General features: G+C 72.2%; 18 protein-coding genes and 1 pseudogene. 4 read left to right on the top strand and 15 right to left on the bottom strand.

The genetic code is table 11. From position 1 onward, the window contains the following. Positions 1-28: 28 nt before the first annotated feature. From Asera_RS02495 to Asera_RS02510, 4 genes are all read right to left on the bottom strand, one after another. Positions 29-424 (bottom strand): DUF3224 domain-containing protein, encoded by a 396-nt coding sequence (locus Asera_RS02495; RefSeq protein ID WP_030446869.1) that lies wholly within the window; start codon positions 422-424, stop codon positions 29-31. A gap of 66 nt (positions 425-490) precedes the next feature. Further along, the gene (locus tag Asera_RS02500; protein ID WP_030446870.1) at positions 491-1,243 is read right to left on the bottom strand and encodes an alpha/beta fold hydrolase; all 753 of its coding nucleotides are present in this window, start codon (positions 1,241-1,243) and stop codon (positions 491-493) included. 97 nt (positions 1,244-1,340) lie between these two features. Beyond that, positions 1,341-1,649, bottom strand: a complete 309-nt coding sequence (locus tag Asera_RS33770) for a DUF397 domain-containing protein (RefSeq protein WP_035297035.1) — start codon at positions 1,647-1,649, stop codon at positions 1,341-1,343. Next, a complete protein-coding gene (locus tag Asera_RS02510; RefSeq protein WP_051802376.1) occupies positions 1,646-2,461 on the bottom strand; it encodes a helix-turn-helix domain-containing protein in 816 nt (271 codons plus the stop codon). Before Asera_RS02510 ends, Asera_RS33770 begins: the two co-directional genes overlap by 4 nt. 121 nt (positions 2,462-2,582) lie before the next feature. On the opposite strand from Asera_RS02510, the gene Asera_RS02515 reads away from it, so the two are divergent. Further along, positions 2,583-2,882: a hypothetical protein gene (locus Asera_RS02515; protein ID WP_030446873.1), complete on the top strand. Its 300-nt coding sequence runs from the start codon at positions 2,583-2,585 to the stop codon at positions 2,880-2,882. Continuing rightward, entirely contained in the window at positions 2,879-3,175 is a 297-nt protein-coding gene (locus Asera_RS02520; RefSeq protein ID WP_030446874.1) for a hypothetical protein, read from the top strand. The genes Asera_RS02515 and Asera_RS02520 overlap by 4 nt, the downstream gene beginning before the upstream one ends. A gap of 123 nt (positions 3,176-3,298) precedes the next feature. On the opposite strand, the gene topA is transcribed toward Asera_RS02520, so the two are convergent. From topA to Asera_RS02560, 8 genes are all read right to left on the bottom strand, one after another. After that, on the bottom strand, positions 3,299-6,115 hold the full coding sequence (gene topA, locus Asera_RS02525) for a type I DNA topoisomerase (protein WP_030446875.1): 2,817 nt from the start codon (positions 6,113-6,115) through the stop codon (positions 3,299-3,301). A gap of 177 nt (positions 6,116-6,292) precedes the next feature. Further along, on the bottom strand, positions 6,293-8,611 hold the full coding sequence (locus Asera_RS02530; RefSeq protein WP_051802377.1) for a protein kinase family protein: 2,319 nt from the start codon (positions 8,609-8,611) through the stop codon (positions 6,293-6,295). Then, on the bottom strand, positions 8,559-9,647 hold the full coding sequence (locus Asera_RS02535) for a patatin-like phospholipase family protein (RefSeq protein ID WP_169745849.1): 1,089 nt from the start codon (positions 9,645-9,647) through the stop codon (positions 8,559-8,561). The genes Asera_RS02530 and Asera_RS02535 overlap by 53 nt, the downstream gene beginning before the upstream one ends. Positions 9,648-9,827: 180 nt before the next feature. Continuing rightward, a complete protein-coding gene (locus Asera_RS02540) occupies positions 9,828-10,496 on the bottom strand; it encodes a hypothetical protein (protein WP_051802379.1) in 669 nt (222 codons plus the stop codon). After that, positions 10,493-11,023, bottom strand: coding sequence for a hypothetical protein (locus Asera_RS02545; protein ID WP_035297037.1), 531 nt, complete (start codon positions 11,021-11,023; stop codon positions 10,493-10,495). The genes Asera_RS02540 and Asera_RS02545 overlap by 4 nt, the downstream gene beginning before the upstream one ends. A 121-nt stretch (positions 11,024-11,144) precedes the next feature. Next, positions 11,145-13,502 carry a sodium-translocating pyrophosphatase gene (locus Asera_RS02550; protein ID WP_051802380.1) on the bottom strand — a complete coding sequence of 786 codons (2,358 nt, stop codon included), beginning with the start codon at positions 13,500-13,502 and terminating at the stop codon, positions 11,145-11,147. Positions 13,503-13,924: 422 nt separating this feature from the next. Then, the gene (locus tag Asera_RS02555; RefSeq protein ID WP_030446881.1) at positions 13,925-14,368 is read right to left on the bottom strand and encodes an ATP-binding protein; all 444 of its coding nucleotides are present in this window, start codon (positions 14,366-14,368) and stop codon (positions 13,925-13,927) included. A 12-nt stretch (positions 14,369-14,380) separates the two neighbouring features. Beyond that, positions 14,381-14,785: an STAS domain-containing protein gene (locus tag Asera_RS02560; protein WP_051802381.1), complete on the bottom strand. Its 405-nt coding sequence runs from the start codon at positions 14,783-14,785 to the stop codon at positions 14,381-14,383. A gap of 196 nt (positions 14,786-14,981) precedes the next feature. Here Asera_RS02560 and Asera_RS02565 point away from each other — a divergent pair, with 196 nt between their 5' ends. Then, entirely contained in the window at positions 14,982-17,336 is a 2,355-nt protein-coding gene (locus tag Asera_RS02565; protein ID WP_030446883.1) for a DEAD/DEAH box helicase, read from the top strand. 63 nt (positions 17,337-17,399) lie between these two features. Next, positions 17,400-18,401 carry a hydroxyacid dehydrogenase gene (locus Asera_RS02570; protein ID WP_030446884.1) on the top strand — a complete coding sequence of 334 codons (1,002 nt, stop codon included), beginning with the start codon at positions 17,400-17,402 and terminating at the stop codon, positions 18,399-18,401. 177 nt (positions 18,402-18,578) lie between these two features. Here the strand turns inward: Asera_RS02570 and Asera_RS33845 are convergent. The 3 genes and pseudogenes from Asera_RS33845 to Asera_RS02585 all read right to left on the bottom strand — a co-directional run. After that, positions 18,579-18,878 (bottom strand): annotated as a pseudogene (locus Asera_RS33845) (Rv3654c family TadE-like protein); the annotation flags it as partial. Then, complete coding sequence (locus Asera_RS32920; protein ID WP_342344437.1) at positions 18,875-19,252, bottom strand: TadE family type IV pilus minor pilin; 378 nt, start codon at positions 19,250-19,252, stop codon at positions 18,875-18,877. The gene Asera_RS32920 and the pseudogene Asera_RS33845, both read right to left, overlap by 4 nt. Before the next feature lie 126 nt (positions 19,253-19,378). Beyond that, positions 19,379-19,552 carry a DUF4244 domain-containing protein gene (locus Asera_RS02585; RefSeq protein ID WP_207125010.1) on the bottom strand — a complete coding sequence of 58 codons (174 nt, stop codon included), beginning with the start codon at positions 19,550-19,552 and terminating at the stop codon, positions 19,379-19,381. Positions 19,553-19,555 lie beyond the last annotated feature (3 nt).

The raw sequence follows: 19,555 nt of genomic DNA on the forward strand, positions 1-19,555 counted from the left end.
GCGCGTCCGGGGAGCCCGGCAGGGCCGGTCAGAGAGTGTAGCTGAGGGTGAGCACCTGGAACTCCCGTTCCATCGCGCGGCCGGCGATGGTGGCGAGTTCCCCGGTTCCGGAGTGCGGCACGATGCTGCCGTCGCTGCGCTGGTCGGCGCCGTCGGCGAGGCCGTGGTGCTGGATCACGAACGTGCCGCGGCGGCCGTCCAGGACGCCGTCGATGCGCTCGGACGCCACGTACCCGCCGCCGGCCGGGCCCTGCGCGGTCAGCACCTCGGTGACGCCGGTGCCGTCGATGGTCCCCTGGTAGCGCTTGCGGAGCTGCACCCGGGTCAGCTTCGGCCCGTCGTCGGGCAGGTCGTACTCGGTCTCCTCGAAGCTGACGATCTCGAACCTCGCCTCGACGGTGCGTTCTGCCTGGTCATCAGCCATGCGGAGAGGCTACCGACCCGGCGGGCGCGGGCCGCAGGTGGCCCGGCCCGCGCCCGCCGGCAACCGTCAGCGGAGCGCCTTCTCCAAGGTCGTGGCGAGGGCGACGGGCGTCTCGTACATGGCGTAGTGGCCGGCGTTCGGGAACGTCTCCAGGGTGCAGGACGGGAACTGGGCCAGCCAGGTACCGCGCATCGCGTCCGGGCCGAGCGCGGCGTCGTGCTCGCCGGCGATCACCGTCACCGGCACGGTCGGCGCCGGGACGTCCACGGCGAAGTCGCCCTTCGCCCACGGCTCCAGGTAGGCCCCGAACGCCGCGCGGGTCGAGTTGTCGACCGAGTGCCGCACCATCGAGTCGAGCCAGGTCTTCGAGTGCCGGCCGCCGGTGGTCAGATCGATGATCGCGTACCGGTTCTCGTCCCGCTCGGCGGCGCCGTCGAACAGCGCCCAACTCTCGTCGTCGAACGGCAACGCGGACGCCGGTACCGGGCTGACGCCGACCATCGCGGTCACCCGCGACGGCGCGTCCGCGTACACCTGGAGCATCGCCTTGCCGCCCATCGAGTGCCCGAGCAGCGCGTACGTGTCCCAGCCCAGCTCGTCGGCCAGCCCGCGCGCGTCGGCGCTGATCTCGGCCATCGTGTACTCGCCCGGCTCGTCCCGCCGCCGACCGTAGCCGCGGTAGTCGACGAACGCGTAGCTGTAGGAGTCCTGGTCGATGAGCTCGGGCAGCCAACCCCAGCCGCGGGCGGAGCCGAACCAGCCGTGCAGTGCGAGAACCTTCGTCGGCCCGGAGCCGACCACCGTCACCGGAATCGCCATGCCGCACACTATCGCGACCCGGCCGATCCGGTACCGCCGTGCGCCCGGTCCTCGCGCTCGCGGCCCCGGTGGCCACCGGCGCTACCGGTACCCGTGGTCAGACGGTGTCGGTCTTGACGGCGGCGACGAAGGCGTGCCAGCTGGGCGCGGCGACGCAGAGCATGCCGCCGTCCGGGTCCTTGGAGTCCCGCACGTGCCACCGCTCCCCACCATCGGCAACCTCGACGCAGTTGCCGCCCTCACTGCCGCTACGACTCGACTTCCGCCACCCCGAGACAGCAACCTCAACGCACTGGCCGCCCTCGCTCCCGCTGCGGCTGCTCTTCCACCAGCCGGAGACGGCGACCTCGACGCACTGGCCGCCAGAACTGCCACTACGACCGCTCTTCCACCACTGCAGACTCATCGCTCTCCCCTGATCCGCACGATCTCGTCGGCCAGTTGCTCCGGTGCAAGCGCCCTGCGGCACATTGCATCGAATGCCCGCCCGTATCGTTGCACGATGTTCGGGTCGTTGACGACCTGACTATTTGCCAAGCTCTCGGCATAGGCGACCGGCGGACCCGCCGCGAAGTCGAGCACGGTGAAGCCGCCACCCATCGGGGCTCGCGCTGTCGCGGCGAAAGTGAGTACCTGGATTTCGATGTGCGGCCGCTCTGCCATGGCCAGCAGGTACCGGCACTGCGACCGCATGACGTCCGGACCGCCGACCGGGATGTGCAGCACGGACTCGTTGAGGATGACGGAGAGCAGCGGCGGGTCGTCGCGGTCGAGGATCTGTTGTCGACGGACCCGGGCGGCCAGCCGCCGTTCGATCTCGTCCGGATCCTTCGGCGGCCAACTGTTGCGCAGCACCGCGCGGGCGTACTCCTCGGTTTGCAGGAGGCCGGGCATGACCTGGACCTCGACCTCGCGGATGGCGAGCGCTTCGGCTTCCAGGGTGACGAAGTCGCGGAACCACTCGGGATAGTCGGACTGCGCCGGCAGCAGCCGGGCCAGCGTGCCGCCGGTGCCCAGCAACTTGTCGCAGCGGCTGGTGAAGTCGACGCTCGGCGGCCGGCGGCCGGTCTCGATCATGCTCACCAAACCGGTGGAATAGCAGATGCGGGCGGCAAGTTGCTCCTGGGTCAGGCCGGCCGCGTTCCGCGCCCGGCGCAGCTCCGCCGCGTACGCGCGACGAACGGCACCGGCATCCAGCTCGCTGAGACTCGTCTTCACCGCGCCCTCACAGCGTTGTCGGGGTCGGCCGTACCGGCTGCGACCACGAACCGTGATCCGACCGGCACGGGTAGAGCCTATTCTCTTACCCTCCGTACGTCAGCCCCGGCAGGCTGCTGACATGACGACCACCGACGACATCGCCGCCGCGGTACCCGGACTGCACGTGCCACCGCTGCCGCGCCGCTTCCTGCTCTACGAGTACCCGCTGCTCGCCGACCATCCCCGGTTGTACTGCTGGGGCGCCGCACTGCGGCACGGCGTGCTGGCGTTCCTGCCCGACGGCGGGCACCTCGGGATGTATGCCAGCGCCACCGAACTGCTGCGCACGCTGCGCTTCTCCCGCGACCTCCGTCTACTGTGGATAGACCCGGACGACTCGATGACCGCGCGTACCAGGGCGCCGGAGCCAGCCCGATGACCGCACCAACGGGACCGCCGGAGCCGACCGGAGGATCCGCCACCCTCGTCCACTGGCGCGTCACCGATCCGGACGGGCACGTCGTCGTGCACGCGGTCACCGACCGGATCGCCAACCGGATGATGGTCGCGGTCGACGGACACCCGGTGCGCACCTTCGACCCGATCCAGGCCCGCGCGCTCGGCATCCTGCTGGCCGAGGCGACCTACGTCGGCCTCGACTCCACCGGCCCCTACCTCGCCGTCACCAGGCATCCGCTCGCCGACGGTCCGCCACCGTCCACAGTGGACTGAGGGGGCGCCGGCACGGGCGCGCCCCGAGCAGCCGCTCGGCGACCATCGACACCGTCCACAGTGGACTACGCCGTCGTACCGGGTCGGCAATGCGGCCCGGAGCCGGCGGGCGCGCGGCCGAGGTCAGTTGTCCGAAGTGGACTTCTTCGGGGCTGCCTTCTTGGCCGGCGCCTTCTTCGCGGTGGCCTTGGCCGCGGTCTTCTTCGCCGCGGTCTTCTTGGCGGCCGTCTTCTTGGTCGCGGTCTTCTTCGCGGCGGTCTTCTTCGCCGCCGTCTTCTTCGCGGCCTTCTTGCGCGGCGCGGGGCCCTGGGCCCGCTTGTCCGCCAGCAGTTCCGCGGCACGGTCCAGCGTGATCGACTCGGCCGTCTCGGTACGCGGCAGGGTGCGGTTCGTCTCGCCGTCGGTGACGTACAGCCCGAACCGGCCGTCCTTCACCACGATCGGCTTGCCGGTCGCCGGGTCGTCGCCGAGGGTGCGCAGCGGCTCCTTCGGCGCGGCCCGCCGGCCCCGCCGCTTCGGCTCCGCGAACAGCTTCTCGGCCTCCTCCAGGGTGACCGTGAAGATCTGCTCCTCCGACTCCAGCGACCGCGAGTCGGTGCCCTTCCGGATGTACGGACCGTACCGGCCGTTCTGCGCGGTCACCGGCTCGCCGTCCGCGCCGGTACCGACGGTGCGCGGCAACGACAGCAGCCGCAGCGCGTCCTCCAGCGTCAGCGTGTCCATCGACTGCGACGAGAACAGCGACGAGGACTTCTCGCCGGACGTCACGTACGGGCCGAAGCGGCCGGACTTGGCCGTGACCGGCTCGCCGGTGGCCGGGTCGGTGCCCAGCTCGCGGGCGCCCGAGTTGGTCTTGAACAGCTCCTCGACCTTCGCCGGGGTCAGCTCGTCGGGCACCACGTCGTCCGGGATCGACGCGTTGCGGCGCGGCCCGTCCGGGTTCGGCTCCGTGTCCTCGTCACCCGGGGTGCGCCGCTCCAGGTAGGGCCCGTACCGCCCGACCCGGACGACCACGTTGCGGCCCTCGTCGTCGGTGAACAGCGGGATCGAGTTGATGCCGCGCGCGTCGATCTCCGACAGTTGCTCGGTGACCAGCCGCTTCAACCCGCCGGAGCGGGCGACCGTGCCGGCCTCCGCCGCGTCGTCACCGAAGTAGAAGGAACGCAGGAACCCGAGCGTCTGCACCCGGCCGTCGGTGATCTCGTCCAGGTCGTTCTCCAACCCGGCGGTGAAGTCGTAGTCGACCAGCCGCGGGAAGTACTTCTCCAGCAGCTGCACCACCGCGAACGCCACGAACGACGGGATCAGCGCCTGGCCGCGCTTGAAGACGTACCCGCGGCGCTGGATCGTCTGCATGATCGAGGTGTACGTGGAGGGCCGGCCGATGCCGAGCTCCTCCAGCGCCTTGACCAGCGACGCCTCCGTGTAGCGGGCCGGCGGCTGGGTGGTGTGCCCGGTCGGCTCCAGCGCGTCGGCGGTCAGCGACTGGTCGCGCACCAGGTTCGGCAGCCGCCGCTCGGCGTCCTCGGCCTCGGCGTTCTCGTCGTCGGTCGACTCGACGTACGCGCGCAGGAAGCCCGGCTCGGTGATGGTCTTGCCGGACGCGGCGAAGTCGCACGACTCGCCGGTCGCGGACACCGCGTTGATGCGCACCGACACCGAGTTGCCGACCGCGTCGATCATCTGCGAGGCGATGGTGCGCCGCCAGATCAGCTCGTACAGCCGGAACTCGTCCGGGGACAGCTCGTTGGCGAGCGAACCCGGGGTGCGGAACTGCTCGCCGGCCGGGCGGATCGCCTCGTGCGCCTCCTGCGCGTTCTTCACCTTGCGGGTGTACTGCCGGGGCTCGGCCGGCACGTACCGGCTGCCGTACAGCTCGGCGACCTGCGACCGGGCCGCCGACAGGGCGGTGTCCGACAGCGTCGTCGAGTCGGTTCGCATGTAGGTGATGTAGCCGTTCTCGTACAGCCGCTGCGCCACCCGCATCGTGGTCTCGGACGAGAACCGCAGCTTGCGGGACGCCTCCTGCTGCAGCGTCGAGGTCATGAACGGCGCGTACGGCCGGCGCCGGTACGGCTTCTCCTCGACCCGGGTGACGGTGAAGTCGCGGCCGTCGAGCCGGGCGGCGAGACCCCGCGCACCCTCCTCGTCCAGCGGGATCGCACCGGAGTTGGGGCGCACCCGGCCGGTCGCCGGGTCGAAGTCGCGGCCCGTCGCGACCCGGTCGCCGTCCAGCGCGATCAGCGTCGCGCCGAAGGTACGCGGGCCGTCCTTGACGTCGGCCGCCGCCACCGCGAGGGTCGCCTGGATGTCCCAGTAGTCGGCCGAGTGGAACGCCATCCGCTGCCGCTCGCGCTCGACCACGATGCGCGTCGCCACCGACTGCACCCGGCCGGCCGACAGCTTCGGCATGATCTTCTTCCACAGCACCGGGCTGACCTCGTACCCGTACAGCCGGTCCAGCACCCGGCGCGCCTCGTACGCGTCGACCAGGTTCTGGTTGATGGTGCGCGGGTTGGCCACCGCCGCCTGGATCGCCGGCCGGGTGATCTCGTGGAACACCATCCGGTGCACCGGCACCTTCGGCTTGAGCAGCTGCTCCAGGTGCCAGGCGATCGCCTCGCCCTCGCGGTCCTCATCGGTGGCGAGGAAGAGTTCGTCGGCGTCGGCGAGCAGCCCCTTGAGCCGGGTCACCTGGGCCTTGCGGTCCGGCGAGACGACGTAGAGCGGAGCGAAGTCGTGCTCCGGGTCGACGCCGAGCCGCGCCATCGGGGTGCCCTTGTACTTCTCGGGCACCTCCTTGGCGCCACTGGGCAGGTCGCGGATGTGGCCACGGCTCGCCTCCACGACCCACCCCGGGCCGAGGTAGCCCGAGATGGTCTTGGCCTTCGCCGGGGACTCGACGATGACCAGCCGGTTGCTGCTCTCGGATCGCGGCACGGTACTCCAGTCAACTCATCAGGTGACGCGTCGGCGACGTTGCGCCGCCAGTGGGACAGAATGACACAGCGGTCCTAGCCGGTGTGCCCAGAGGTTGTCAAACGTAACGCGCCGCTCGCCACCGGGTTGCGCGGGACACTCATGCGCCGACATACCTCTCCAATCGGGCGTATCACGTCAGTCGGCAGCGACCGCCGCAGCTGATACTGGCATACCGGGTGAAACCGGATCATCGGCCGGGCGGTGCTCCGGCGCCGGGCCCGACTCCGGCTCGGGAATAGTCGCCAGCCGCTCCGCCGCCAGACACGCCCGACCCAGCCCCACCCGGATCCCGACCGCCTCCATCCCACACTTGATCAGGTACATCAGGGGCACATTCGCGATGATCACCGCCACCAGGTAGACCGGAGTGTCCTGAAGTATCCCGTAATAAAGCAGCGGGGCGAGCAGCCACAGGACGAACGCGTAGAGCACGTTGCCGGCCAGCCACGACGTGTACTTCTGCACCCCCGGCACGGTCGCCGGCACCGTCGACAACCCCGCCGCGCGGGCCCGCCGCAACACGGCACGCGCGTACCCCGAGATGACGGCGTTGCAGAACATCACCAGGGTCATCCCGGACGCCACGCAGATCAGCCACCAGCGCCGCTCCACCACCACCGGCAGCGCGATCGCCACCGGCGAGGCCACCACCGTGGCCCGCATCGCCACCTCGGCCGCCACCGCCAGTACCGACAGGCGGCCCGCGCGGCGCCCGGTGACCAGCGGCGTCAACCCCGCGAACAGCCCCTGGTAGTACTTCGCGCAGACCAGTACGAAGGTGAACCCGACCGCGAGAATCAGCAGGTTGTGCCGCGGGTCCGGAACCGGGTAGTCGGCGGCCCGGAGCCGGTCGAGGAACGGGATGCCGTCCGGCCCGGTACCGGTCACGCGCTGGGCCACCGACAGCGCCGGGCCACCGAAGTCCAGACCCAGCTCGCGCAGCAGGTAGGTGAGGACGAGCAGGCCGCCCAGGTAGGACAGCGTCGCCGACAGCAACGACCAGCCCAGCAGCCAGCGCAGGCGCATGTTCTTCCGGTGCTCGGCGTAGCTGCGCTGCGCCCGCCGGACCGCCAGCAGCCGGCGCTGCCGCCGCGGCGCGCCGGAGAACGGATGGAACAGCCCGAGCAGGTTGTCCCGCACGTCCGCGCGCGCCGGCCGGACCCGCTCGGCGTACGCGGCGCGCAACGCCGTCAGCTCCTCGGTGAACCAGCGGCCGAGCTGCTCGTACAGCGGGCTGGTCCGCTCCGGGCGGAACAGCCGCAACCGGCGGGCCGGATCGGCGTCCAGCAGATCCTCCAGGAACCGCGCCATCAGCGGCGTCTCGGCGTAGAAGTCGTCCGGCACGATGCCCCGGTCGGCCGGCGCACCGGTCCCGAGCAGCACCAGCAGCTGGCCCAGCGAGTACAGGTCGGCGCGGGCACCCGCCCCGTCCCGCCGCACCTCCGGCGCCACGAACGGCAGGTCCGGGCCGGAGTCACCCGGCAGCGCCTGCGCGTACAGGTAGTTCGCGCCCAGGTCGAGCAGCGTCATCGTCACCCGGCCGGCCCCGTCCGGCGACTCCGCCACGATGATGTTCGACGGCGACAGATCCTGGTGGGTCAGCCCCACCCCGTCCAGCTCGCGCAACGCGTCGAACAGCGCCCCGCCGTACCGCTCCAGCAGGTCGATCCGGAGCGGGTCGCCCGGCCGCGGCGGCGGCTCGTCGGCCAGCCGCTCCGCGAGCGTGCGACCCGGCACGAAATCCATCAACACCCAGCTGTCGCTGGAGGCCCACAGCCGGGCCAGATGCCGCAACCCGTCCTCGTCCCGCTGGTAGCGGGCCAGGTAGCCGCGGGTGGCCCGCTCGATCGTCGGGATCTCCAGGTACGGCAGGAGCAGGCACTTGAGCGCGAACCGGCGCCGGGCACCCTGACTCACCCCGCGCCGGGCGCCACTGACGATGAACGACGTCGTCCCGTGCCGGTGGAAGGCCAGCGTCGCCGGATCGATCGCGGCCCACTCCTGCGCCGCGGCCTGGTCGTTCGCCGGCTCGTACAGCTCCAGCAGCGCGGCCCGCACCGGCGGCATCGTCAGCAGCGGCCGGCACAGCGACGCGCAGTCGTGCCCGATCCCGGTCGCCCCACCGCCCGGCGCATCCGCCCGACCACCCCGGTACGAGCGGTAGCGCTGCGAATGATCCAACGCCAGCATGGTCAGCAGCAGCACCGCCAGCCGGCCGTACAGCTTGTCGTGCCGGAGCGGATGGGGCTGCCGGCAGTGCACCGCGAGGCGGGCGATCGTCTCGCCCCAGTCCTTCTCGTACCGCGACTCGAACGCCCGGCGGTCCGTCGGCACCGACCGCAGCAACGCCCGCCACGCCGACGCCGACGCACTCCCCCAGCCGGGCAGCGACAGCCGGTCGTCAGGAAGCCTCCCGAGCAGCACCGCCAGATCGACCTTCACCAGCCTCGGCATCCGCCGCCTCCCCTCGCTCCGCCGCCACCGGCACGAACCTCGGCACCGTCGCGAACCCCTCGCCGCGGTACCCGGACAGCACCCGGTACGCCTCCTCGTACGCCTGCCGGGCCGCGACCAGCAGCGCACCGGCGCTGCGCTCGAACGACGCCACCCCCCGCGGCGGCAACACGTCCAGCACCTCCGGCGCGCCGGCCCGGCCGGCGGTGCGCCCGGCCGGCGGGTCGGGCAGCGCGGCGACCCGCTCGTTCGGGGCCAGCGGCGGCCCGGCCAGCCGGGCGCGATCCCGCTGGTACTGCCGGACCGCCCGGCAGCGGGGCCCGACCAGCCGGCGGTCCAGCGCCGCCAGCGCCGCGGTCACCGCCAGCTCGACCGGCGCGTACGGACCCGGAACCGGGCCGGGACGGCGGCTGCTCAGCGACAGCACGTGGGTGCAATCGTCACCGGCCGCCAGCCGGTACGGGTGAATGGTCAGCATCGCGCCGTCGATCGCCGGGCCCGCACAGTCGGCGACCCCGCGCGACACCACCGGCAGCCACGCGCTCGCCCGCAGCGCCGCCACCAGCTCCGTGGCGTCACCGAAGCCGCTGCGCAGCTCGGTGCCGGGCGGGTCCAGCCGGGTGATCGCGACGTGCAACGGCGTCGGCGAGCCGAGCACGGCGGCGAAATCCAACGGCTTGCGCCGGCACAGCACCTCGCCGAGCGCGTAGTCGAGGTCCATGATCCCGGCGCGCCAGCGCCGCACCGACAGGAACGCCGGCGAGGTCAGATCGTCGTAGTACGCGGCGAGGTTCCGCCAGGACCCACCGGCCAGGAAGTATGCCGCGTTCAGAGCACCGGACGAGGCGCCGTAGACGCCGTCGAACACGTCGCGGAAGCCGAGATCCTCCAGCGCCGTGAGCATCGCGCCGGACAGCACCCCGCGCATCCCGCCGCCCTGCACGGCCAGCCCCACCTTGTACCCGTCGGCCCGGTCACCGCGCGCCCGCCGCTCGCGCAGCACGCGCCAGACCGGATGGTCGAGCCGGACAGCCAACGCCTCTCCCGACATTCGGCGCCATACAACGCAGTCGAGAGTAGCGTCCCGGCACACCTCGGCAGCCGATCACCGTTCGCAGCGACGCCCACACCGGTCGGCCCGGAGACCGCCGGGCGATCCGCACGGCCGGACGACCGGAAGGTCGGACGATCCGCACGCCCGGCGATCCGGGTGCGGTCATGTGGGCCAGGCGTGGTCGTCGGCGTTGGCGGGGGGCGGGCCGAGCACGTCGGTGAGCGTGGCCAGGTGCGCGCGCCCGACGACCCGCAGGCTCGGGCCGCTGGTCAACAACTCGGCGTCGAAACCGGCCACCCGCAACGCCAGCCGCAACGGCTGCCAGGCCGACTCGGCGCTGGGTAACGGCAGCAGGTACCCGATGCTGTCGCGGCGGCCCCCGGCGATCGCCCACAGCCGCAGCGCCAGCCCGTCCGCGCGGAAGCCGGCCGGCGGCCGGGTCACCGTACCGTGCAGCCAGGCGTCCGCGACCGGGGCCAGCACCGCGCAGAACGCGGTACGCACGCCGATGTGATCGTCCACCGTCGGTACCCGGCTGCCGGTCAGGCCCCGCCCGTCGAACGCGGCGAGCAACGCCGCCGCCCGCCACTCCTGCGTCACCACCACCGAGACCCGCGCCGTACCACCCATCCGGATCACCTGGCCGCCGCCGGCCAGCACGCCGGCCACGTCGGCGGGACGCGGCTCGGCCAGTACCGCGGAGAACAGGGACGCCTGCGCCAGTGCGGTGCGCCGGCGGCGCGGCTGCGGGGCCCGCTCGGCGGGCTGCTGCGGCGCGGGCAGCGCGAACAGCGGCTCGATGGCCGGCGGTTCGTCCGACGCGGCGCTCACTGGCACTCCGGTACCTCGTCGAACGCCTGCTGCAGCGGCTCGGAGTGGACCTTGGAGGTGTCCAGCGCCCCCGCGTCGTACTGCGTGTTCAGCTTGTCGATCGCGCTGGACACGCCGTCGTAGAAGGCCTTCGAGTCGGTCGTCGGCAGCTTGCGGATCGCGTCCCGGGCGGTGCGGTACGAGTCGCGGGCCGAGGTCAGCGCCGCGGTGAACTCGGCCGCGATTCTCTTCCCGTCGTCCACGTCCGGCACCCCGGCGGCGAGCAACCGGTCACGGGCCTTGTCGGTCGCCTTCGCCTCCGAGTCGAGCAGGTTGAGCAGCGTCACCTTCGCCGCATCCGGCGTGGTGACCTGCTGCATCTCCTGCTGGGTCTGCCGGGTCAGCTTGCTCACCGTGCTGGTCCACGGCTTCAACGCCTGGCAGACGTGGGTCGCCCAGGTCTTCGCCGGCACGCCGTCGGAACCGCAGCCGGCGAGCAGCACCAGCGCGGCCAGCACCGGCGCCGCGGTACGTGCGAGAGCCCCCATGGCCCGGAACGGTAACCGGTCCACGGGGGCTCCGCACAACCCCTGCTGTCGCCGCGGTCGGCCGGGCCGCCCGCGGTCACCGCGGGCGACCGCCACTCGGACGGCCGCGCACGGGTCGGCGTCAGGCCGAGGCCTGCGCCGCCTCCTTCTCCGCGCCGTTCTCCTCGCCAACGGCGATCGGACGACGCTTCGCCACCACCAGCGCCGCCACGATGATCGCCAACGCCACCAGCGCGATCGCGATCCGGACGCCGGTGTTCTTCGAGGCGCCGATGGAGAACATCACCACGGCCGGCGCGATCAGCAGCGAGACCAGGTTCATCACCTTGATCAGCGGGTTGATCGCCGGGCCGGCGGTGTCCTTGAACGGGTCACCGATCGTGTCACCGATGATCGTCGCCTCGTGCGCCTCGGAGCCCTTGCCGCCGTACACCCCGTCCTCGACGAGCTTCTTCGCGTTGTCCCAGGCACCGCCCGAGTTCGCCAGGAAGATCGCCATCAGGATGCCGGTCGCGATCGCGCCCGCCAGGTACGCGCCGAGCGCGCCGACGCCGAGCCCGAACCCGACCACGATCGGCGCGAACACGGCCAGGATGCCGGGCGTGATCAGCTCACGCTGCGCGTCCCGGGTGCAGATGTCGACGACCTTGCCGTACTCGGGGCGCTGCGAGCCGTCCATGATTCCGGGGAACTCCCGGAACTGCCGCCGCACCTCGAACACCACGGCGCCGGCGGACCGGGACACCGCGTTGATCGCCAACATGCTGAACAGGAACACCACCGACGCGCCGATGATCAACCCGACCAGGTTCGACGGGTTCGCCACGTTCAGGATCCCGTCGTACTGCTGCTTGACCAGGTCACTGAGCCCGCCGGTACCGGCCTTCAGCGCGGCGCTGCCGACGGTGTCGGTGAACGAACCGAACAGCGCCGTCGCGGCGAGCACCGCCGTCGCGATCGCGATGCCCTTCGTGATCGCCTTCGTGGTGTTGCCGACCGCGTCCAGCTCGGTGAGGATCTGCGCACCCTCGCCCTCGACCTCACCGGACATCTCCGCGATGCCCTGCGCGTTGTCCGAGATCGGGCCGAACGTGTCCATCGCCACGATCACGCCGACGGTGGTCAGCAGACCGGTACCGGCGAGTGCCACCGCGAACAGCGACAGCACGATCGAGCCGCCGCCGAGCAGGAACGCGCCGTACACGGCCGCGGCGATCAGGATCGCCGAGTACACCGCCGACTCGAAACCGAGGCTGACGCCAGACAGGACCACGGTGGCCGGGCCGGTCAGCGACGTCTTCGCCACGTCCTTCACCGGCCGCCGGATGGTGTCGGTGAAGTACCCGGTGAGCAGCTGGATCAGGGCCGCCAGCACGATACCGATCAGTACCGCGACGATCGCGATCACCTGCGGACTGCGGGTGGGATGCCCGAGCGCCGCCAGCGAGACGCCGTGCAGACCGGAGAACTTGCTCGGCAGGTAGACCAGCGCCGCGACCACGCAGAGCACCGCGGAGATCCCCGCCGAGATGAAGAACGCCCGGTTGATCGCCGCCATCCCGGACCGGTCCGACGGCCGCAGCCGGGTGATGAACACCCCGATGATCGCCGTGACCACCCCGATCGCCGGCACGATCAGCGGGAACACGAGGCCCTCGGAACCGAACGCGGTGCGGCCCAGGATCAGCGCCGCGACCAGCATGACCGCGTACGACTCGAACAGGTCGGCGGCCATCCCGGCGCAGTCACCCACGTTGTCGCCGACGTTGTCGGCGATCGTCGCGGCGTTGCGTGGGTCGTCCTCCGGGATCCCCTGCTCCACCTTGCCGACCAGGTCGGCGCCGACGTCTGCGGCCTTGGTGAAGATGCCGCCGCCGACCCGCATGAACATCGCGAGCAGCGCGGCACCGAAACCGAAGCCCTCCAGTACGGTCGGGGCCTTGTCCCGGAAGATCAGCACGACGACGCCGGCGCCGAGCAGACCCAGCCCGACGGTCATGAAGCCGACCACGCCGCCGGTACGGAAGGCGATCTGCATCGCGCCCTCGCGGCTGCTGCGTGCGGCCGAGGCCACCCGCACGTTCGCCCGAGTCGCGAGAGACATCCCCGCCCAGCCGATGAACGAGCTGAAGATCGCGCCGACCACGAAGAACGCGGACCGGCCGATGCGCACTTCCCAGCCGCCCTCGTTGACCGGCAGTGCCAGCAGCAACAGCAGCGCGACGATCACGAAGATCCCCAGCGTGCGGAACTGCCGGCCGAGATACGCCGAGGCGCCTTCCTGCACGGCGCCGGCGATCTCCTGCATCTTCGTCGTGCCCCGGTCGGTTGCCAACACCAACTTGACCAGGCCGGCCGCGAACCCCAACGCGACAAGCGCGATCACCGCCGCGATCACCACGTACACCAGGTTGGTTCCGGTCAGGGACACGCTGCTCAGGGACAGGGTCTCGCCGCCAGTGGCGAGATTGGTGTCCATCCGTCCTCCTGTACCACCGTCTGTGATCCGGCCCGGCCGGTCGGTCGGTCCGGTGCAACTCGCGGAGTGTATCGGGCCGATCGTGCCGAGACTCACAAGCCCAACCCGCAGCATCCTGTGTCCCGGGCCACTGTGTTAATACGAACCGCATTACGGACTTACCACGTGGGCGGCCGCAATACCAGCCCCTACGCGTGATCTTCGATGGTGGTACGACCACTTGGCGCCGGACGGGCGAAACGCGTCGGCCGCGCCAGGGGCGCGCCAGGAGGCGCCGGGAAGCGGCCTCACGACGAGCCAGGACGCGCCGGGAAACGGCCGAGCGATGGGCCGGGGACGGGCGAGAAACAGACCCGGCGGTGGGCCGGGACGTGCCAGGAAGCGGGCACGCCGCGGAGCGCAGGGCGTGCCGGGAGAACGGGTCAGGCAGTGGGCCAGGACATCCGCACGGAGGTGCCGGCGCCGTCGCGGCGGGGCACTACCTGCAGGTCGTCGACCAGCCCGGTCAGCAGCGCCAGACCCATCCCGACCGCGACCGACGGCGCCGGGAACGAGGTGTCCGACTCGGCGACGAGTTCCACCGGGTCGGGCACCGAACCGGTCTCCGGCCTGGTCTCCGCCGGGCCGCGGTCGCTGACCCGCACGGTGAACCGGGCACCGTCGGCCATCTCGACCTTGACCAGTGCCTTCAACTGGTACAGCTGGTGCAGAGCAACGGCACGCGAGCAGGCTTCTCCCACGGCGAGGCGCACCTCGTCGAGCACCTCCTCGGCGACGCCGGCGCGCCGCGCCACCGCCACCGCCACCAGACGGGCAGTGCGGACATGCGCCGGCGCCGGCGAAAACTCCAGCCGTACCGTGGGCATCGCGGGCCGCCGCTATCTGTCGGTCGCCGGCGGAACGGCGTGCCCGCCGTCCGGCCGATCCTCCGAGCCACCGGGATCCGGCTCCACGGCAAGGGCCGCCTGTTCGGTCGGCACGATCGTGAAGATCCGGTCGAGGCCGGTGATCCGGAAGATCTTCAGGATCCGCTCCTGGTCGCACACCAACGCAAAACTGCCGGCCAGGGCCCGCATCCGCTTCAACCCACCGACCAGGACACCCAGTCCGGTGGAGTCGAGGAACTCGACCCCGCTGAGATCGACCACCAGATGCCGGGCGCCGTCCTCGACCAGCTGCACCAGCCGCTGCCGCAACTTCGGCGCGGTGTAGACGTCGATTTCTCCCGAAACCCGCAAAATCGTGCGATCGGCCACGGTACCCGTCTGCAACGACAGCTCCATGCAGAACCTCCCTCAGCTCGACCGCTCCGCTCACCGGCACTCTACCGACGTCAGCGACCCGCACCGTACCCGTCGAGCCTGTGGACCGAACAGGATCCGGACGCAGCGGTCCGGACGGGGCGGGCGGCCGGACGCCCCTGTCGTGCGGGCCTCGTGCCGGGCGCGCGGTGGCCGAGGGCGCGATGGTCGCACGGACGTGGCAGAGTTTCTGCCAGTGGACGCAAGGGACCTGCTGGCAAGGTTGACAGCCGGGCGCCACACCACCTCCGACGGCGCCGGGCCGGTGACGCATATCCGGCACCTGCCGGCGCGGGCCGGGCAGACCGAGCCGTGGCCCGACTGGGTGCCTGAGGCGCTGCGCAAGTCGCTCGCCGAGCAGGGGATCACCGCACCCTGGCGACACCAGATCGAGGCGGCACAGCTGGTGCGCGACGGGCACAGCACCGTGATCGCCACCGGGACCGCGTCGGGCAAGTCGCTGGCGTACCAGCTGCCGGTGCTCACCGCCCTGCTCGGCGACCCCCGGGCAACCGCGCTCTACCTGTCGCCGACCAAGGCGCTCGCGGCCGATCAGCTGCGGTCCCTCGACGGGCTGCTGACCGGTGATCTCACCACCCTGACCGCGGCCGGCTACGACGGCGACACCCCCCAGGCCGAGCGGGACTGGGTGCGGGCGCACGCCCGGCTCGTGCTGACCAACCCGGACATGCTGCACCAGGGCATCCTGCCGGGGCATCGGCGCTGGGCGACGTTCCTGCGCCGGCTGCGGTACGTGGTGGTCGACGAGTGCCACACCTACCGGGGCGTGTTCGGCTCGCACGTGGCGCAGGTGCTGCGCCGGTTGCGCCGGCTGGCCGCGCACTACGGCGCCGCCGAGCCGGTGTTCGTGCTGGCCTCGGCCACGGTCGCGGAGCCGGCCACCGCGGCCGGCCGGCTCACCGGCGGGCCGGTGCGCGCGGTCACGGAGGACCACTCGCCCCGCGCCGCGCGCACCGTGGCGCTGTGGGAGCCGCCGCTGCTGCCGCCGGACGCGGCCGCCGGCGAGCACGGCGCACCGGTCCGGGTCTCCGCCCTCACCGAATCCGCGACGCTGCTGGCCGACCTGGTCGCCAGCGGGGTGCGCACGATGGCGTTCGTCCGATCGCGGCGCGGCGCCGAGCTGGTCGCCGCGATCGGACGGCGGGCACTCGCCGAGGCGGTACCGGAGCTTGCCGACCGGATCGCCGCCTATCGCGCGGGCTATCTCGCCGAGGAGCGTCGCGAGCTGGAGCGCGCGGTGCGCTCGGGTGAGCTGCTCGGCATCGCCGCGACCACGGCCCTGGAGCTCGGCGTCGACCTCGTCGGCCTCGACGCGGTGGTACTCGCCGGCTATCCGGGCACCCTGGCGTCGCTGTGGCAGCAGGCCGGCCGGGCCGGGCGCAGCGGCGCCGACGAGGCGTTGTGCGTTCTGGTCGGCCGAGACGACCCGCTCGACACCTACCTGCTGCACCACCCGGAGGCGATCTTCGACCGGCCGGTGGAGCAGACCGTGCTGGATCCGGCCAACCCCTACGTGCTGGGACCGCACCTGTGCTGTGCGGCGGCGGAACTGCCGCTCACCGTCCCCGACCTCGAGCTGTTCGGCGGCGAGATCGCGCGCTCCACCGTGGCCTCGCTGGCCGCCGCGCGGTCGCTGCGCGAGCGCCCGACCGGCTGGTACTGGACGCAACGTGGCCGGCCCCAGCTGAACCTGCGCGGCGGTTCCGGCGAACCGGTGTCGGTGGTGCGGGCGGGCACCGGGCGGCTGCTCGGCACCGTCGACGCCGACGCGGCGCACAGCCAGGTACACGCCGGTGCGGTCTACCTGCATCAGGGTGTCTCCTTCGTGGTCGACGAGCTGGACCTGGACGACGGCGTCGCGCTGGTGCATCCGGAGGCGCCGGACTGGACCACGCATGCCCGCGAGCAGACCGACCTCACCGTCGTCGGCACCGTCCGGTCGGTACCGGCGGGGCCGGTCACCCTGCAACTCGGTGTCGTCGACGTGACCAGCCAGGTCGTCTCCTACCAGCGGCGCCGCTCACCGAACGGCGAGTTCATCGACGAGCGACCGCTGGACCTGCCGCCGCGCCAGCTTCGTACCGTTGCCGTCTGGTACACGATCGATCCGGCGGCGCTGGAAAGATCCGGGCTGGCCGAGGCGGACCTGCCGGGGTCGCTGCACGCCGCCGAACACGCCGCGATCGGGCTGTTGCCGCTGACCGCGACCTGCGACCGGTGGGACATCGGTGGCCTGTCCACCGCGCTGCATCCCGACACCGGCCTGCCCACCGTGTTCGTCTACGACGGGCACCCGGGTGGTGCCGGCTTCGCCGAGCGTGGCTTCGGTGCGGCCGCCCGCTGGCTGACCGCAACCAGGGACGCGATCCGGGCGTGCGGCTGCGAGTCCGGCTGTCCGTCCTGCGTACAGTCACCGAAGTGCGGTAACGGCAACGATCCGCTCGACAAGCCGGGTGCGCTGCGGGTGCTTGACCTGGTGCTCGGCGCGCTGCCGGGCGACCAGGATCGCTGAGAACCGCCGGGGCCGGTGAGTGGGCGCGCCGACCGGTATCGGCGGTAGAGGGGACGGTGGGCCATGGGCGAGCGCCCGGTCGCGGTGTTGGCGATGCGTGACGACCTGGTCGGGCAGATCTTCCCCGGCCCGGTGCTGGCACGGCTCACCGACCTGGTCGACTGCGACCCGGCGGCGATCTTCACCGACGCGGGCGCCCCACCACCGGCCCTGGCCGCGGCGCGGATCCTGATCACCGGTTGGGAAAGCCCGCAACTCGACGCCGCAGTGCTCACCGCCGCCCCCGGGGTGCGTCTCGTCGTGCACGCCGCCGGCTCGGTCAAGCAACTCACCACCCCGGAACTGTTCGCCGCCGGCGTCACCGTCTCGTCCGCGGTCGCGGTCAACGCCCGTCCGGTCGCCGAGTTCACCGTGGCGTCGATCGTGCTGGCCACCCGGCGGGTGTTCCGGTACGCGGCCGACTATCGCGCCGGAATCTCGCGACACGGCTATCCGGTCGGCGAGGACACCGGCCTGTACGGCCTGACGGTCGGGCTCGTCGGCGCCTCGCAGATCGGCCGGTTGGTGCTGGCCATGCTCGCCGACCACGGCGTCGAACTGCTCGTCTACGACCCCTTCCTGACGCCGGGCCAGGCCGCGGAGCTGGGTGCGACGGCGGTCGACCTGGACACGCTGTGCCGTCGCTCCGACGTGGTCACGGTGCACGCACCGGAGCTGCCCGAGACCTACCGGATGATCGACGAGCGACGGCTCGGGCTGCTGCGTGACGGGGCGGTGCTGGTCAACACCGCCCGCGGCGCGCTGGTGGACACCGAGGCGCTCGCCGCGCGCTGTGCCACCGGCCGCCTCGACGCGGTACTCGACGTCACCGATCCGGAGCCGCTGCCGGTTGGGCATCCGTTGCTCGGGTTGCCCAACGTCCTGATCACGCCGCACCTGGCCGGCACGCGCGGTCGAGAGCTGCGCCGGTTCGGCGAGTTCGTCGTGTCCGAGGTGCACCGGTGGCTCTCCGGCGAGCCGCTGCTGGGCAGGGTGAATCCGGACGCGCTGAGTCACTCTGCCTGACCCGCGGCGCCACACCGACGGGCCGAGACGAGTCGCCGTGGCCCCGGCGTGCGGACCCGAACCGGTGGCAGGAACCGAACCAGTGGCAGGAACGATGCCACCGCCGTCGATGCGGACCGGGCCCGCCCTGGCGACCGCGGTCGCCACGCCGAACCGCGCGAGCACGGCGACCGGTGCCACCGCAGTCCCGACCGTGGCGTCCAGGCCGTCGAGCCGGCACCGGGTCAGCCGGGCGGAGTTCTCCCGCGCCAGCCGGGCGGCATGCGAGCAGGCGCTGGCCCTGCCCTCGATGGCGTGCCGGGCCGCCGCGAGTGCGGCGAAATCGGCCGCCGCCTGGGCTCGGTGGCGCGCCAGCACCGCCGCACCGAGCCAGGTGACTCCGCCGGCCAGCAGCAACACCGCGAGGCCGACCCCGAGCAACACGATCGTCGCGGAACCCTGATCGGTGGCGAGGCGCGAGCGTACCCGTCCCGTCACGGCACGACCCCGGGTTCGGCCTCGGCGACCGCCGACCCGGACACCGTCAACGAGGACAGCACCGAGCCCAACGGAATCACCGGTGCCGTCACGGTGGCGCGCACCGACCGGCCGGTCGAAACCGACACCTGCGCGTGCGCCGGGGCGGCGCGGGCACCGGCCGCGGCGCCATCGGCACCGCGGGCCGCCACGCGGGCAGCCTCCCGCGCGGCGTCGACGCATTCCACTTTGGCGATCAGCGCGGCCACCGCGGTCAGCCCCACCAACAGCAGCAGTACGACTCCCGGCATGGCCACCGCGAACTCGGCCGTGGCCGCACCGCGCTCGCGTCTGGAACCCGGTGGCGCCACAGGCGCCGGCTCGTTGAGGCTCACCGCGCCCGCGGGGGCTGGCTCGCTCACCGGGCCGCCGGGGGCCGGCTCGTTGACGCCCACGGGGCCCGCGGGGGCCGGCTGCTGCACCGGCCCCCGGCCGCGACGATCGTTCGTCACGGTCATCACTCAGCCCAGCGCCCGCTGGATGATGGCGGTCAGCGCCGACTGCACCGTCGACGACGTCAGTACCTTCAGCAGCAGGCCGGCGAAGGCCACCGCGGCGATCGTGCCGACGGCGTACTCCGCGGTGTTCATCCCGGCGTCGCCCCGCAGGCGACGACGGATCCGTTGCAACAGCATGGA

The sequence above is a fragment of the Actinocatenispora sera genome (genome assembly GCF_018324685.1).
Lineage (GTDB): Bacteria > Actinomycetota > Actinomycetes > Mycobacteriales > Micromonosporaceae > Actinocatenispora > Actinocatenispora sera.

Bases quoted from the DNA above. Each gene is read 5' to 3' on its own strand.
- Asera_RS02495 (WP_030446869.1), bottom strand. From the start codon at position 424: ATGGCTGATGACCAGGCAGAACGCACCGTCGAGGCGAGGTTCGAGATC.
- Asera_RS02500 (WP_030446870.1), bottom strand. From the start codon at position 1,243: ATGGCGATTCCGGTGACGGTGGTCGGCTCCGGGCCGACGAAGGTTCTC.
- Asera_RS33770 (WP_035297035.1), bottom strand. From the start codon at position 1,649: ATGAGTCTGCAGTGGTGGAAGAGCGGTCGTAGTGGCAGTTCTGGCGGC.
- Asera_RS02515 (WP_030446873.1), top strand. From the start codon at position 2,583: ATGACGACCACCGACGACATCGCCGCCGCGGTACCCGGACTGCACGTG.
- Asera_RS02520 (WP_030446874.1), top strand. From the start codon at position 2,879: ATGACCGCACCAACGGGACCGCCGGAGCCGACCGGAGGATCCGCCACC.
- Asera_RS02530 (WP_051802377.1), bottom strand. From the start codon at position 8,611: ATGCCGAGGCTGGTGAAGGTCGATCTGGCGGTGCTGCTCGGGAGGCTT.
- Asera_RS02545 (WP_035297037.1), bottom strand. From the start codon at position 11,023: ATGGGGGCTCTCGCACGTACCGCGGCGCCGGTGCTGGCCGCGCTGGTG.
- Asera_RS02550 (WP_051802380.1), bottom strand. From the start codon at position 13,502: ATGGACACCAATCTCGCCACTGGCGGCGAGACCCTGTCCCTGAGCAGC.
- Asera_RS02555 (WP_030446881.1), bottom strand. From the start codon at position 14,368: ATGCCCACGGTACGGCTGGAGTTTTCGCCGGCGCCGGCGCATGTCCGC.
- Asera_RS02560 (WP_051802381.1), bottom strand. From the start codon at position 14,785: ATGGAGCTGTCGTTGCAGACGGGTACCGTGGCCGATCGCACGATTTTG.
- Asera_RS02570 (WP_030446884.1), top strand. From the start codon at position 17,400: ATGGGCGAGCGCCCGGTCGCGGTGTTGGCGATGCGTGACGACCTGGTC.
- Asera_RS02585 (WP_207125010.1), bottom strand. From the start codon at position 19,552: ATGCTGTTGCAACGGATCCGTCGTCGCCTGCGGGGCGACGCCGGGATG.